The organism is Flavobacterium sp. (assembly GCF_039595935.1).
Classification (GTDB): Bacteria; Bacteroidota; Bacteroidia; order Flavobacteriales; family Flavobacteriaceae; genus Flavobacterium.
Window position 1 is genome coordinate 2,170,783 of record NZ_JBCNKR010000006.1, and the last position, 15,185, is coordinate 2,185,967.

Genomic DNA, 15,185 nt, shown 5'->3' on the forward strand with positions numbered 1-15,185 from the left:
TCTCTTGCAGCTTTTTAAATTTTATTTCTTAGAAACAAAGGCCAATTTATATTATAGCGAATTTTCTAATTTATATTTTCCTTTTTTCATGATATTATAAATAGCAGAGCTTTTATAAAGATTTCCGTTAGTATCTTTTATTGTTATATAAATTTTAAAATCAGAAGTTCCTAATCCGGGATCTGAAAAATAAGTGTCAGGAACAGCCATAAAATAACCCGTTGCACCCCATCCAATAGCATAAGGAGCCTCGCCATTGTTATTTACTTTTGTGTACCACCAAATAATACTGTTTAAGTCCGGGTTTGGAATAGTTCCGGTATAAGTCCATTCAAATAAACTTGTGCCGGCTTGTATGTAAGTCGGACCAGAACCCGTTACCTGAGAGCTTACTATAGTAGTTGTGGCAGCGGTTTTTGACGTTTGATTGTCTTTTGATAATGTTTCTTTTTTCAATCCATTATCGATATTGCTGGAGTCGGGGGTTTCTTCAGAGCAATTTTGAAATAAAAACAATGCTGAAATCGCAAAAGCAAACATCAGCGATTTACCGAAAAACTGGTTTTTCATTTTTTTCATGATTTTCAAGTTTAATTTTGATTAAAGTTGTTATGGGAATTTCTGAGAGATTTATTCTAAGTTTAAAATCAATATCATTTCTTAGGTTTTCGAAATAACAATCAACAGATAAAAAATTAGAATAAAGCTTTCTCTCAAATTTAACTTCTTTGAAATCAATAATTTTACGGATAAACCGTAAATATTTTCTTAAAAATAAAGATGAAACCTTGAAGGATTTTTTGGATCGGGAAGGGATTAATTTAACAATTAAGAATTAACTTAATTATTAATCATTAGGATCCAAATCGCTGTCTTTATTGCGTAAACCGATTTAAGATTGGTGAAGGATGTCCAGTCGAAGTTTTCCATGATTTGCTTTTGTTTAATTGTATTATCTGAGATACGCTTCAAGTTTATAGTTTGCTTTCCACCAAAAAATATTCCAGTTGTATCTTATTCCTCCTAATTCCCAGTTGACGTCGAATTTATCTTTATCATTTTTGAGATAAGGCGGTCGCTCTATTTTACAGTGCAGCATTGGCGGAGTATTCGCTAGTGTTTTCAAAAAATCAGGATCAAGTTTGGTTTTAAGAAAATACCTGATATCAATAATAGTTTGATTTTTCTCTGCTTTATAAATATACAAATTTATATCATAAATCGAATCGTAAATCTTTTCAAGATCTGTGATTGCATCGTTAAAACTTTTGGGTGTTTTGTTCTTGTTAAGTTTGTTTTTATTAACACGTTGAATAAAAAAGTTTTCTCCCTCAATTTCTGAAATATCTGAAAGAATGAACATTAAATTGTCAGAAATAGTATTCCAGCAATTCAGTTTTACCAATTCAAGTAATTGGGTTGTTAGATTTTGTAAATTTTTTTCAATGCTGTTTTCCATGTTTTAATATATATAGGTGTATTTGCCTTCAAAAAAGACATTTCCTGTAACAGCGTCAATTTGTATAAATGGACAATGATTACATTTTTTAGAAACATACCAATAATACAATTTCCTTTTTCCTTTTTGGTATCCTAAAGTGGTTTTTGAGTAAGTATAGGTATCAAAGTATATCTCAACATTGTCTCCAGAAATACCGTATCGTTTTGCAATTTGCAAAGCCTGACTTTCGGTAATTTTGATTTCATTTTTGTTTTTTTCTTTGCAAGAGATGAAACAGAAGCAAATTCCAAATAATAGAATTATTTTATACAAAAGTTTTCTATGCATATTTTTCTTAAATAGACGTTTAAATTTTAGTCAGGTTTTCTGAACCATAACCACAACTTACACAAAATATCGCTCTTGAGGTTCTGAAAGGTTTATTGCAGTTTGGACAATCTTTTCCAAACTGACTTCTTTGATGATGCAAAATAGCCAAAGGGTTTGATTCATATTCTCCGGTTAATATGCGGTACATTTCAAGTAAATAACGATACTGTTCAAAAGTTTCGACTTTATCCAACCAGACAAAATCTTTAATATTTCTTTTTTCTAGCTCTTTTTCAACAACTTCCTTTCCTTCAAACCATGCATCACGGCATAACTTAAATTCATTGTCGTCAAGCATTTTGACTTCTGTGTCACAGCGCCAGCAGAATCTTTCCTCCATTTAGTTTTTATTTGTTTTATCAAATATAAGATATTTCATGTAAGTTTTAAATTCGGTTGTATACGCCTGATTGTTTACAATCACTTAAAAATAATCTATTATTTCTAATTTCGTTTTAGAATAAAAAATCATAGAAATGCAAAATAAAGAAAGAACCGAAAAATTGTTAGTATTGATGAATGAAAGAAAGTATTTCACTAAACTAAAACCAGAGCATAAGGAAGAAAATTCGTTTACAATACCGCTAAAAGTTTCTTCATACAATGAATTAAATCTAATGGTTTCAGATTTGCTTAAAGCCAGCATTGTTCTAATGAATAAAGAAGCCCGAAGTTTAGCCGTTTTTCATAAAGATACCGATATTAATGTATTGACTTTACTAGAAATTGCATTACAGCTTCTGCCGGAAGAAGAAATGTTATTGTTGGATGATTTGTATAAACTTTATTACAAGGAATAGTTTCATCTTGCTCTCTTGCTAGCGCGAGCGTCTCGCTCGTGAACGTAAGATAGGCACGAGCGAGACGCTCGCGCCAGCAGGGGAGCTGAGGGTTATTTACTATTTATTTCATTAATCACTATATCATTTACTGATTGACCAAATTTATTTTCGATGTTACGATAATAATAATCCAAGGCTCCAGTTTTATCGTTGTTATTTAATCGTACATAAATAACTGCTTTTAAATACATCAATCTTCTAAAGATTTCATTATCTCGATCAAATAAATTATTGATTTCGAGAATTAAATTATTTAATCCAGTGTAATCATCATATTTTTTTAATATATCTAACTTTGTTAAATATGGATATATGTTTTTCGGATATGCACTAATAGCATCATCAACGGAGTTTAATGCATCATATTTATTGTTTTCAATAAAGCATTTGTATTGAGCCTTAGCTGTTAAATACATTTCTTGTGCTTTTTCATGTGGATTTTTTTCTAACTCAAAAAGTAATCTCGTTAATTCAGACTTGCTTGCTATACCGGTAGTTTTTATTAAGCATCTAAAATAGCTTTGTAGATTAAATGGATTAGATTTATCTAATAAATAACTATCTCTCGCAAGAATTAATGCATCATTAAAACGTTCAATATTAATATAAACTTGAACTAATTCTCTTTTAGCTCTATAAAATCTTGGATTAATTGCTAGAACAGAATTTAACTTGTCAATTGCATCTAGGTTTCTACCTTTCAATCTATAATAAAATCCAAGAAGAAAATTGTGATCAACTCCATCTATCTTTTGTACTTCTTGCAATAATCTTTCATTTCTTTTTCTACATAAAGCTAAACAAAGCCAATATCTAATCTCTTTAATGATTTTTTTATCTAAATAATTCTCATTAAGTAGGATTCGATCGGCTAAAGCAATAACTTCATTATATTTGTTCTCATAGTTGTATAAGTCTCTCATCGCATTGATATAATGAGATGGTATTAAAAATTTTTCGGGTATTGGAAGGTCATTTTTAAGAGCTTCTTTGATAGAAATATAAAAGTCTGAAGTATCACTTTCAAGTACTTCTAATGATTCAAATGATTCATTAATATGGTTTATAATATTATTCTTAAATTTAGAATCCAAAGAATAATTATTTCTTTGGACATAATCTTTTATAGAATCGTTTAACCTAATAAATTCTCTACTACTCCCTATATATTCAATAATAAAGGTATTACTGAATTCACTTATTATTTCTTTTGCTTTCTCAAAATCATCGTCTAATATACTTTCTAAAAAATTTAAACTAATACACTCACTATCAGATAGTAATTTTAGAATTTGAATTGCTAATTTATTATCGTTAAATTTTTTTAAGACTCGACTTACTTTTTCTAAATTAAAATCTACAACTTCATTCAAATGATTTATTAAATACTCTTCTCCTTCACTTTTTAAAAGTGAGTTAGTAAAACTTATCTGTTCAGGATAGCCACTGAATAAGTCTGTAATTATTTTAAAATTTTCTCTTTTAATCTCTAAATCTTCAATTTTTAATAGTGCTTGAAAATAACTAGCTCTTTCATATGGTTCAAGTTCAGGAATATTTATTGAAAAGATATTTGTCAAATCTTTATATATAAATGATTTTAATTTAGAAGTACTAATAATACAAATTGATAATGTATTTAGATCTGACATTTTTTCAATCAATTTTATATACCAATCAGATAATTGGCCAGTCGAATTAATAATGGAATAATTATCCAAAACGAGAAGTATATCTCTATTTTTTTCTAATTCTAGGACTAAATCAAAAGCCAGTTCGACTTTTTCATCAATTGTTTTTGTAGATAAATCTACTATTTCAAAACCATCTTTTTCAGAATAACCTAACCCAAATACTTTAATAATAAAATCCTCAATAGAATTACGATTGTCTAATATAATTGAAGGGAATTCATAATTATTTTTAATGTAGTTTGAATTTACTAAAACATGATTTAAAAATTTTCTTCTACCAATACTAGATAATCCATTTACAAAAATACTAGATGGTGTTAGGAGATTATAATCATATATTCTTTGTTCAAATTCTTTTATCTGATTTGTTCTACCTATGAACAATTGATTTAATGCTTTTCTTTTTGGATATAATTCCCAGTTTACAATCATAAGTGATTGTTTTATTAAGTCATGTACTTTTGTTGGCTTTGAAAAATATTTTAAATTATAATTATCTTTAATCCAATCAGGAATTAATTCACTATCATGTTTTATTTCAGGATCTATCAGAATTGGTAAAAATTTTTTAATCTTACCATTTTTAACATACTCCTCGGCTTTTAAAATTTCTTTTTCTACCCAAGGGCTTGTTAATGAATCTTTAGATATAAAAAAAACGAATATACCTGTTTGGTCAATTCCTTTATATATCTCATCTAAAGTAATTTCAGCAGCTTCAAAACTATATTTATCATAAATTATTTTATTTTTCCCTAATTTATTTGCTACGGTTTCAACATATCCTTTTTGCTTAGAACTATGAGATAAAAATACTTTATTCATTTGGAGTTATTTAATTAAGATTGATTTACTTAAATTTTTATATGTTTTCGATGCTATAATGTAGTTTTTATAAGACAAATATATAAATATTATTTATTGAAAATCTTATAATGATTTTTACAAATTATAATTAATAATTTACTTAATAAAACAAACATCGCATAATTTTCAAATTAACCACCAAGTAAAAACCCCTGTTTTTCAAAATCAAAAAACATCAAATTACAATATAAATTTCCCAAAAAATAACCACTAGAATAATCCACAAAAATTTTGTAATTTTGCCGACCACTAAAAGGAATTAGAAAATGTTAGATAGACTTCAATATGTAAAGCAGCGTTTTGATGAGATTTCGGATTTGATTATTCAGCCGGATGTTATTTCTGATCAAAAACGTTATAAGTCGCTTAACCAGGAATATAAAGGGATAAAAGCGCTTGTTGAAAAGAGAGAAGAATACATTATAGTTTTAGCAAATATCGACGAGGCTAACGAAATCATTGCTGACGGAAGCGATGCTGAAATGGTTGAAATGGCCAAAATGCAGTTGGATGAAGCAAAAGAACGTTTGCCGGAATTAGAGGAGGAAATCAAATTTATGCTGATTCCTAAAGATCCGGAAGATGCTAAAAACGTAATGGTGGAGATTCGCGCCGGAACGGGTGGGGACGAAGCGAGTATTTTTGCCGGTGACTTGTTCAGAATGTATACAAAATACTGTGAAACAATGGGATGGAGAACTTCTGTTGTGGATATGAACGAAGGAACTTCCGGAGGTTTCAAAGAGGTAATTTTTGAAGTTACCGGAGAAGATGTATACGGAACTTTAAAGTTTGAAGCGGGTGTTCACCGTGTACAGCGTGTTCCGCAAACTGAAACACAAGGGCGTGTACATACATCGGCGGCGACTGTTATGGTTTTACCAGAAGCAGAAGAGTTTGATGTACAAGTAGATATGAATGATGTTCGTGTAGATTTCTTCTGTTCATCAGGACCTGGAGGACAGTCGGTTAATACAACGAAATCGGCAGTACGTTTAACGCACATTCCAACCGGATTAGTAGCGCAGTGTCAGGACGAAAAATCACAGCACAAAAATAAAGATAAAGCTTTAATGGTATTACGTTCTCGTTTATACGAAATGGAATTGGCCAAAAAGCAGGAAGAAGACGCTAAAAAACGTAGTTCTCAGGTAAGTTCTGGTGACCGTTCCGCTAAAATTCGTACGTACAACTATGCACAAGGTCGTGTAACCGATCACCGTGTTGGTTTAACGCTTTACGATTTAGGAAACATCATGAACGGTGATATTCAGAAAATCGTTTCTGAGCTTCAGTTGGTGAACAATATGGAGAAATTGAAGGAAGCGTCAGAAGTGTACTAAGGAGCTAAGGTTCTAAGATGCTAAGCCTCTAAGGTTTTCCTTAGAAGATTATATAATAAAAAGCCGAACTTATGTTCGGCTTTTTTTATTGCCAAAAACGAAAACAAAGTTTTTCAGAAAAAAAAACTCAAAACCTTAGCATCTTAGAACCTTAGTATCTTAGCATCTCAAAAAAAGTACCTTTTTTTACCATCATCTACTTCCCAATTATAAACCTTTTCTTAAAAACTCAGAGTATCAGTAATTTAGGGGATAATACCCTTTTTTATTGTCTTTTTTTGTTTAATATTTGTAAATCTTTGATAAACAAAAGAAAATACTAGCCAACCAATTTAAAACCAATTTATGAAGAGAACTCTACTTTTATTTTGCTTCTTTGGGAGCTTTTTTTATGCGCGGTCGCAATCGTATTTCGGATTTCGGGACGATAATTATGCCGGAATTCAGAGTGTATTATTCAATCCGTCAGCTATTGTTGATTCTAAGTACCGAGCCGATGTTACAATTTCGTCAGTAAGTGCGACCGGACAAAATGATTTGTACGGCGTTAATTTTGCAGAAATATTTGATGGTAATTATGATCTGGATACAGATGCGAAGAAAAATTTTAAAACCAATAACAGAGGGAATTTTAATGTAGATATTTTAGGGCCTTCGTTTATGATGAATATTACGCCAGAGCATAGTATTGGCCTTTTTACACGTGTTCGCAGTATTACAAATGCGGTTGATGTAAACGGACAGCTTATTGATGAGGTAAATAAAGATATTGATGCATCGAATAGTTTTACAATTACAGGCGGAAATCCAAATGGAGTTACGAATTCATGGGCAGAAATTGGAGCCAGTTACGGAACAATATTATTAGATCATGATGTACATTTTATTAAAGCCGGAATTACATTAAAATATTTAATAGCAGGTGTAAATGGTTATATTAACGGAAGTGATTTAAGTGTGGCTTTTAATAAAAATGATGCTGCTCCTGCTTTGAGCACTTATAGTTCAACGGGAACACTTAGAACTTCTGCTAGTTATGATTATGAAAATGGAAAAGATCCAAAATTCGATATGACTTCGGCCGGAGTGGGAGTAGATTTAGGTTTTACGTATGAATATCGCACGAACTGCCATACTTGTATCGGAAACCGTTATAAACTAAAAGCGGCCATTGCCGTAACGGATATAGGAAAACTGAATTATAAAAATGCTATTGAAAACACCTATAATTTAACCGGAAGTGTTACTCAAAATGATATTGATGATTCTGATGATATTTTTGAGTTTTTTAATGACAATTATACTAAAATATCTTCCAGAAAAGGAGTAAAGGCCAATTTACCAACGGCTCTTCACACTAATTTTGACTGGAATATTGACAACAAATTCTACCTGAATTTAAGTACTGATTTTGGATTAGTCGATGCTAAAAAAATCAACGGAACAGCAATTGCTAATTCGGTTAGTTTTACGCCGAGATACGAAACAAGACAATTTAGTTTTTACGTTCCGGTAACTTACATGCAATACAGCGGAACACAGATTGGAGCCGGTTTTAGAGCCGGACCTTTATTTGTTGGTTCAGGAACACTTTTCTCTAATTTATTTTCAGATACTTCTAAAGGCTGTAATGTATATGTTGGTTTGAAACTGCCTATTTATCAAAATTATAATTAAGGTGCTAAGGTTCTGAGATGCTGAGCTTCTAAGTTTTTTATTTTTTTAAATGAAAAAGAGATTGTTTCACCTGTGTGAAACAATCTCTTTTTTTGGTTTGAGAGAACTTTAGCTTTTTTACTTAGAGTCTTTAGAGACCTTAGCATCTTAGAACCTTAGCACCTCAGAACCTTAAAAAATATAGTGACGTATTAACCGTTTAATCGTTTGTTATAAGTTAAGAAACGTATAGCGGGTTAGATACCTAAAAATACTCTTGTGTATTCAAAACATTTATATAGATTAGAGTACATGTATACACCATTTTTTAATACTATGTGACTTAATTTTTCCATAACATTTAAAATTTAAGTTTGACAATTACTCTTATGATGGTTCGTATTGTGATGATTCTTCTTCTTCATCTGAAGAGTCATGCGAAGATTCGCTTGGTTTTGAAACCAGATTGGTTACGATAAGCTGAACGATTGAACCTAAAATACCTTTAAACATGGTATCACCTTTTCCAACAATAAATCTTTTAGCAAGATATCCTATTGCTATACTTACGGCTGATTGTGCCAGATGACTCTTAAAACCAACTGTTTCGTTGATTTCTTCAACCGTGTTTCGGATAAGATTAATAGGTTTTAAATTTTCTTTAATTTCATCGATTTCATCCTTAATCGCGCACCATTCTTCATCCTGGCGAACTTCTAACAATTTTATTCTCTGATTTAATTCATCAATAGTATAAATAGCCTCCATATCAGTCTTTTTTAGTTATTAATTAGTTAAATCAGTATTTATTTTTCTTTTAAAATACTCGATACAATCGAATTTCCAATAGGAGTTTTAATCAGCTTATGATGCGTTTTGTGCAGTACAATAGCAACAATTAAATAGAAAAGTGCCATGATAAAAAAGCCTAAATAGTATTCTCCCAGTTCTTTTCCAATCCATAAACTTAAACCCACATTAAGGAATAAGGTAAAAAATGCAACAACAACTCCAACTGCTATCTTAGATGTTAACGATGATACAACATCGGCAACTGAACATACTGTTTTGAGTTTTAATAATTCTAAACTAGTTTTAGTATAGTTTTCAGCTTTTTCATAAAGATTTAAATTCTCGTTGGTTGTTGTTGCATTTGGTTCCATGATATTGGTATTTATGGTTTGAAAAAATCACTTGTATTTTAGTAGTTCGATTTTACAGTTTTTGCTTCATCTTTAACTGTATTAAAATCATCTTTTACCTGATTGAATTTTGCTTTTCCCTCTTCGATAATTTCTTTACCGTTTGAAGTGATTGTACTTACAATACCATCAAATTTTGTTTTCAAATTATCGCTGTAATCTTTTGATTTATCTTTGATTTTTTTTCTTGTGTTAGAACCTTTATCTGGTGCGAATAATACTCCTAATAATGCTCCTGCTGCAGCGGCAGCTGCGAATCCTAAAATTGTGCTAGATGCTTTCATAATATTTGATTTTTAATAGATTAATATATTTATTTAATGTTGATTAATTTTTAAACCTCACGGCCTTTGATAAGTCTTAACAGAACGGCAATTATGGCAATTACCAGAAGAATATGAATGATACTCCCAAAACTGTATACAAAGAAACCGAGAGCCCACAGAATAACCAGTATTACTGCGACGGTGTATAATAAGTTTGACATGGTTTTTATTATTTATGGGTTAATTAATTTTTTTAATTTAACTTATACGAAAGGTATAATGTCAAATTGCTGTTTTTTGCGTCTGGAAACGTATATGTTGTTCCCGCAACAGTTCTTTCTTTTCCAACAGTTGTAAGACCGTAATTGTAACGTAATCCAATGCTTATTGGGTTAAAATCTACACCAACACCAGCAGAAACACCTGCGTCAAATTTGTTTAAATCGTCTGTGTCGATGTCTTCATTAAAGTCAAAAGTTCCGTCTCCTGTAACTTTAGAACTTACCAGATACGATGCATATCCACCGGCATGAACATTAAAGTTTTTAGTAATGTTAACTCTTACTAAAAGAGGCACTTCGATATAATTTAATCTGAATTTAGCATTTCCTGATGCAAAAGCATTGTCGTATTCTAATTCAGAACCCTTTGTTGTAAATAAAATCTCTGGCTGAATTGCTACGAAATCTGAAATAGGTAATGTGGCATAAACACCGGCATTAAAACCGTATAGAATATTTTCATCATTAGGTTCGTTGTCTCCATCAGATATTAAATTCGACATGTTAAATCCTCCTTTTACACCAAACTCTGTGTTTACATTATTGTCCTGAGCGTGCAGCATTCCAAATGAAGCTGAAATAAAAAGTGTTAAGGCGCATAAAAAATTTGTTTGCATTTTCATAATTAAATAATTTAGTTAGTAATCTGGGCTTTTAAATAATTCGTTTTTTACTTTTTTTGGTTGATTTTATCTTCGGTTTCCCTCAATAAATCAAATTGTTCAGGCAAATACTTCAATACTAATTTTAAAATTATTTTATCGTTGGTTTCTTTAGAAACGATCTCTAGTAAATTAATCTGCTGTTTCAGGCATTCTTTTATCGAATTCAGATAAACTGTATTGAAATCTGAAGAATTAGCGGTAATCAATTCGTAAGTATCTCTTCTGTGCGCCGCATTTATTTCAGAAATTATAATCAGCTTTTTATTAGCCAGTTCTGTTATTTCCTGCAGCATTTTGTTTTGATTGTCTTCGATTTTTTTACCTAAAATCACTATCGATTTGTCTGAACTTTTTTGTTGTGCAACTTGACTTTTAGAAATAATAGTTTTTCCAATATTAGCTGTTTCAACGAAGAAATAAGCTTCTGTTTCTTCGGTTTCATTTTGTGCAAAAGTTTCTGTTTTTTTTATGGCGCTTTCTAATGTATTATTTTCAAATCCATTTTTTCTGTTGCATGATAAAATACCAGCCGTCACAGATAAAAAAAGCACTTTCAGAACAGTTACTTTCGCTACAGATATTGTTTTCTTTTTCACTTCTCAAGTATTACATTACAAAGATGCTAACGAATGAAAGATTTTACCTTACAGCATAAAAAAGAAACGTTATATAATTCCCATAAAGAATTTATATAACGTTAATAATGTTAGTGTTTTAAGGCTTTTTCGAGTGTTATTCAGGAAGAAATACAGTAAAAACAGAACCTTTGTCCGGCTCACTGTCGGCCAAAATATAGCCTTTATGGTTGTCTACGATTTTCTTACAAATCGCAAGACCAATTCCTGTTCCCGGATAATCGGTTTTAGAATGCAGACGCTGGAACAAAATAAAGATGGTTTCCTTAAACTGAGGATCAAACCCCATACCGTTATCCGTGAAAGTAATCTTATGATACTTTTTAATATTTTGATCTAAAATTTCCGGATAATGTTCAGCATCAACTTTTGTGGCTTCAATAGTAACAGATGGAATACTGTTGGGCTTGCTGTATTTTAATGAATTTCCGATCAGGTTAATAAAAAGCTGTTCGATCTGATACGGAATAACGGCCAGTTTTGGAAGTTTATTAGCTACAATAACGGCGCTTTTTTCTTCAATAATTTCAGTAAGTTCAGATTCGGCATTTGCCAGTAATTCATCCAGATTTGTTTTTATGAACTCCTTTTTAGTAGTATTGGTTCTCGAAAACAAAAGCAGATCATCAATTAAAATACGCATTCTTTTTGCCGAAACTTCAATTTTGGTCAGATAGTCTCTTCCACTTTCAGACATTACTGCTTTATCAGTATCAGAAACTCTCGAAATAAAAGTTTGAATTTTTCTAAGTGGTTCCTGTAAATCATGACTCGCGACGTGATTAAAAGAAGCAAGTTCTTTATTGCTTTTTTCAAGCTCTTTATTACGTTCCTGTAATTCTATATTTAAAAGATGTTCATCTGTAATATCAAAATTAATTCCCAGTAAAATATTATTTCCCTGCAGGTCAGTAAGTAATTTTCCTGTTGATTTAAAATATCTTATTTCGTGGTTAGGACGTACTATTTTGTAGTAAATAAAAGGCAGTTGTTTGTTTTTAATAATTCCTTCAATAGAATTTGAAATATTCTCTTTATCATCCGGGTGTACAAAATTCAGAAAAGTTTCTTTTATAGGAACAAATGCGTTAGGTTCGTAACCCAATAAACGAAATTGATTGTCTGAATATTCAATTTTATCAGCATCTAAATCCCATTGCCAGGTGCTGAATTTACCAATTGCTTCAGATTCAGAAATTAAACCGTTTGAGATTAAAAGTTTTTTATTGAAAACTTTTAGACGTTGAAAATCTTTGCTGATTTGTCTGAAAGCTAAAAGAATAAAAAATAAAGCCGTTAAAAATAATGAAATAGAGAAGAGCGGACTTAAAGAAATTTCGTCATCATAAATTTTAAGTCTGTTTTTTAAATACGTTTTCTCGATGTCGTTCATTTCGTCTACTTTAAAACGAATGTTTTCCATCAGGATTCGTCCCCCAAACATATGATTGTCGAGTTTGCGTTTATCATATGTTTTGGGATCGCTGTATTTTAAACAATTTTCGAAAGAAACAAAACGCTGAATAATGAGTTTAAATAATTTTCGAAGATTTTCCTGCTGAACAGGGTTATCAGCAGTTAATTTTTTTAAAGTAATAAATGAAGTGTTTACCTTATCGCGGGAATAAATATAAGGAGTTAAAAAACGGGCATTTCGAGTAATGATGTAACCCCTCTGGCCCGTTTCGGCGTCCTTAATTGCCGACATTAATCTTTCTAACTGAATGTTTATTTCATACGTATGCATAACCAGTTTACTCGATTCGTTCAAGTCCTGATTATGTTTGTAAGCAATAGAAGAAAGAAATAACAGAATGAAAACTGCGATTACAAAAATAACTCTCAAAGAGTTTGAAGAATTAAAATTTGGTATCCATTTCATTGGTTACTATTATTTTATTTTAGTCGCAGCAAGAAATTATCACGATTTAACCCAGAGGTATGATAGTGCCAGTTTACGGTCACGACTTCATTAATTATTTTTTTCAGCGTATTAAAATCGCTTGGCTTTTTGATATAAATATTGGCACCCTGAATAAAAGTATCTTCAATATCTTCTTCAGAAGATGAAGTAGAGTAAATAGCAATAATTATATTTTTTAGATGCTCCGTTTTTTTAATTTCAATCAAACATTCTTTTCCGGTTTTCTTTGGCATATTCAAATCCAGAAATAAAATATCCGGAAGTTTATTATCAGAATCCATTAAATGATCCATCAACTGCATCCCGTCATGAACAAATTCTACGTTAGTTTGTATTTTAATTTCTTCAAAAGCATCCTTAAAAAAAGACGATCGTCTTCATCATCATCCGCCAGTAAAATATTTAATGCGTTTTTCTGCATTTTAGTATGGTATTTAGGTTTTTATTTTAAATTTTCTCTACGTTTCTTAATTATCCTCTGAAATGCCGAAGGTGTAATACCTGTTGTATTTTTAAATTGTGTACTCAAATGCGCTACACTTGAGTAATTTAATAAAAAAGCAATTTCTGTCAAACTCATTTCATTGATAATTATCAATTGTTTTGCTCTTTCAATTTTTTGTAAAATGATGAAATTTTCTATAGAAGAATAGGTTACCTCCGAGAAAACATTGGATAAATAACCGTAACTATGATTCAGTTTTTCTGCTAAAAATACCGAGCTTTTGTAGTTGTTACTGTCTTCCATAAAGACGAGCTCAATAATAGCATCTTTAATTTTTTGGACTAGAACACTCTTTTGATTTTCAACAACTTCAAATCCATGCGGACTTAAATTGGTTTTTAAAGTTTCGAGTGCATCTGCATCAATGTTATCATCAATCTCAATCTCACCAAATCCTAAAGTCGTAAAATTGATATTTTGCTTTTCTAGGTTTTGTTTAAGATAAAGTGAACAGATGGTATTAATGTCGAACTTTATAAATAGCTTCATTTTTGAAAAAATTTGGTTAAAGATAATTAATTTATTTTTGGTTACCGCGTTTAAAGTTTTATAAAAACTATTAAACATTGATATTTTAAAATAAAACTTTCAAAAAAATACCGTCTAATACATTTATTACTAGACGGTATTCCCTGATTGAGTCAGTAAGGTTTACAAGTCTGACAAAATTTGATGAAATTCTTCTTTAGTTTTACCTAATTTCTGCTGTAGTCTTCCGTACATTTCGTCTTCTTTACCTTCAGCAAACATTAAATCATCATCTGTCAACTCAGCATATTTTTGCTTTAGTTTCCCTTTCAGCTCATTCCAGTTTCCTTTTATTTCTGTCGTATTCATGATCGCGTTTTTTTGTAATTATTGTGAATGTAAAGTTGCAATTTCTCATTTTGGAATGCGTTACAAAAATTTTCCTGATCGTTGCATAATTCACATTTCGCGATTTTTTTATGCCTGATATCGGCGTAAAACCCAGGCCATTTTTTCATGTTCCTGCAATAAACCTGTAACAAAATCAGCAGATCCGGCATCGTTTGTCTCATTTTCAAAAACCGGAATATAATCTCTAAACTCCGTTACCAGCTGTTCGTGATTTTCCAGAAGTTCTTCCAGCATGTGTTTTTGAGAAGCATATTCTTTAGGAGATTCTTTAAGAGTCGAATTTTCGATAAACTCTTTCATAGTTCCGATGGTTTTTTCGCCAAGCTGACTAATTCTTTCTGCAACCTCGTCAATTTGAGCTTCCAGAATTCGGTATTGCTCTTCAAATAATTTATGAAGTTCCATGAAACTGTTTCCTGAAATATTCCAGTGAAACTTTCTGGTTTTTACATAAAGCGTCATTTCATTAGATAAAATCGTCGCTAATATAGTAGCGCTCTTTTTTAAATTTGCGCTTGAGATTCCAATATGTGGCGTTGTCATAACTTGTCTGATTTATGGGTTTATTTTCAAAAGTAAAAAGACACCCGGCATT

General features: G+C 30.9%; 18 protein-coding genes and 1 pseudogene. 3 read left to right on the plus strand and 16 right to left on the minus strand.

What is annotated here, in order from left to right; all coding sequences use genetic code 11:
* Positions 1–51: 51 nt before the first annotated feature.
* From ABDW27_RS19085 to ABDW27_RS19100, 4 genes are all read right to left on the minus strand, one after another.
* The gene (locus ABDW27_RS19085) at positions 52–579 is read right to left on the minus strand and encodes a hypothetical protein (protein WP_343697333.1); all 528 of its coding nucleotides are present in this window, start codon (positions 577–579) and stop codon (positions 52–54) included.
* A gap of 373 nt (positions 580–952) precedes the next feature.
* Positions 953–1,459 carry a hypothetical protein gene (locus ABDW27_RS19090; RefSeq protein WP_343697334.1) on the minus strand — a complete coding sequence of 169 codons (507 nt, stop codon included), beginning with the start codon at positions 1,457–1,459 and terminating at the stop codon, positions 953–955.
* A 3-nt stretch (positions 1,460–1,462) separates the two neighbouring features.
* On the minus strand, positions 1,463–1,789 hold the full coding sequence (locus tag ABDW27_RS19095; RefSeq protein ID WP_343697335.1) for a hypothetical protein: 327 nt from the start codon (positions 1,787–1,789) through the stop codon (positions 1,463–1,465).
* Between the two features lie 19 nt (positions 1,790–1,808).
* Positions 1,809–2,171, minus strand: coding sequence for a hypothetical protein (locus ABDW27_RS19100; protein ID WP_343697336.1), 363 nt, complete (start codon positions 2,169–2,171; stop codon positions 1,809–1,811).
* Between the two features lie 136 nt (positions 2,172–2,307).
* Here ABDW27_RS19100 and ABDW27_RS19105 point away from each other — a divergent pair, with 136 nt between their 5' ends.
* Positions 2,308–2,631, plus strand: a complete 324-nt coding sequence (locus ABDW27_RS19105) for a hypothetical protein (protein ID WP_343697337.1) — start codon at positions 2,308–2,310, stop codon at positions 2,629–2,631.
* Positions 2,632–2,723: 92 nt separating this feature from the next.
* Here the strand turns inward: ABDW27_RS19105 and ABDW27_RS19110 are convergent, their stop codons facing one another.
* Positions 2,724–5,192: a toll/interleukin-1 receptor domain-containing protein gene (locus ABDW27_RS19110; RefSeq protein WP_343697338.1), complete on the minus strand. Its 2,469-nt coding sequence runs from the start codon at positions 5,190–5,192 to the stop codon at positions 2,724–2,726.
* 308 nt (positions 5,193–5,500) lie between these two features.
* Between ABDW27_RS19110 and prfA the strand changes: the two genes are divergently transcribed.
* Both prfA and ABDW27_RS19120 read left to right on the plus strand, forming a co-directional pair.
* Complete coding sequence (prfA, locus tag ABDW27_RS19115; RefSeq protein ID WP_073409594.1) at positions 5,501–6,577, plus strand: peptide chain release factor 1; 1,077 nt, start codon at positions 5,501–5,503, stop codon at positions 6,575–6,577.
* Positions 6,578–6,922: 345 nt separating this feature from the next.
* Complete coding sequence (locus ABDW27_RS19120) at positions 6,923–8,254, plus strand: DUF5723 family protein (protein ID WP_343697339.1); 1,332 nt, start codon at positions 6,923–6,925, stop codon at positions 8,252–8,254.
* Positions 8,255–8,620: 366 nt separating this feature from the next.
* On the opposite strand, the gene ABDW27_RS19125 is transcribed toward ABDW27_RS19120, so the two are convergent.
* The 11 genes and pseudogenes from ABDW27_RS19125 to ABDW27_RS19175 all read right to left on the minus strand — a co-directional run bounded on the left by ABDW27_RS19125 (position 8,621) and on the right by ABDW27_RS19175 (position 15,133).
* Positions 8,621–9,001, minus strand: a complete 381-nt coding sequence (locus ABDW27_RS19125) for a hypothetical protein (protein ID WP_343697340.1) — start codon at positions 8,999–9,001, stop codon at positions 8,621–8,623.
* A 38-nt stretch (positions 9,002–9,039) separates the two neighbouring features.
* Positions 9,040–9,396, minus strand: a complete 357-nt coding sequence (locus ABDW27_RS19130) for a hypothetical protein (protein WP_343697341.1) — start codon at positions 9,394–9,396, stop codon at positions 9,040–9,042.
* A gap of 38 nt (positions 9,397–9,434) precedes the next feature.
* Positions 9,435–9,719: a YtxH domain-containing protein gene (locus ABDW27_RS19135; protein WP_343697342.1), complete on the minus strand. Its 285-nt coding sequence runs from the start codon at positions 9,717–9,719 to the stop codon at positions 9,435–9,437.
* Between the two features lie 50 nt (positions 9,720–9,769).
* Positions 9,770–9,922 carry a lmo0937 family membrane protein gene (locus ABDW27_RS19140; protein ID WP_343697343.1) on the minus strand — a complete coding sequence of 51 codons (153 nt, stop codon included), beginning with the start codon at positions 9,920–9,922 and terminating at the stop codon, positions 9,770–9,772.
* A gap of 32 nt (positions 9,923–9,954) precedes the next feature.
* On the minus strand, positions 9,955–10,605 hold the full coding sequence (locus ABDW27_RS19145; RefSeq protein ID WP_343697344.1) for a porin family protein: 651 nt from the start codon (positions 10,603–10,605) through the stop codon (positions 9,955–9,957).
* A gap of 47 nt (positions 10,606–10,652) precedes the next feature.
* The gene (locus tag ABDW27_RS19150; RefSeq protein ID WP_343697345.1) at positions 10,653–11,243 is read right to left on the minus strand and encodes a DUF4142 domain-containing protein; all 591 of its coding nucleotides are present in this window, start codon (positions 11,241–11,243) and stop codon (positions 10,653–10,655) included.
* A 136-nt stretch (positions 11,244–11,379) separates the two neighbouring features.
* Complete coding sequence (locus ABDW27_RS19155) at positions 11,380–13,164, minus strand: CHASE3 domain-containing protein (protein WP_343697346.1); 1,785 nt, start codon at positions 13,162–13,164, stop codon at positions 11,380–11,382.
* A gap of 14 nt (positions 13,165–13,178) precedes the next feature.
* Positions 13,179–13,627, minus strand: a pseudogene (locus tag ABDW27_RS19160) (response regulator).
* A 21-nt stretch (positions 13,628–13,648) separates the two neighbouring features.
* Positions 13,649–14,200 carry an AraC family transcriptional regulator gene (locus ABDW27_RS19165; protein ID WP_343697347.1) on the minus strand — a complete coding sequence of 184 codons (552 nt, stop codon included), beginning with the start codon at positions 14,198–14,200 and terminating at the stop codon, positions 13,649–13,651.
* Between the two features lie 162 nt (positions 14,201–14,362).
* Positions 14,363–14,548 (minus strand): CsbD family protein, encoded by a 186-nt coding sequence (locus tag ABDW27_RS19170; RefSeq protein ID WP_012024385.1) that lies wholly within the window; start codon positions 14,546–14,548, stop codon positions 14,363–14,365.
* Positions 14,549–14,656: 108 nt separating this feature from the next.
* A complete protein-coding gene (locus tag ABDW27_RS19175) occupies positions 14,657–15,133 on the minus strand; it encodes a DNA starvation/stationary phase protection protein (protein WP_343697348.1) in 477 nt (158 codons plus the stop codon).
* Positions 15,134–15,185 lie beyond the last annotated feature (52 nt).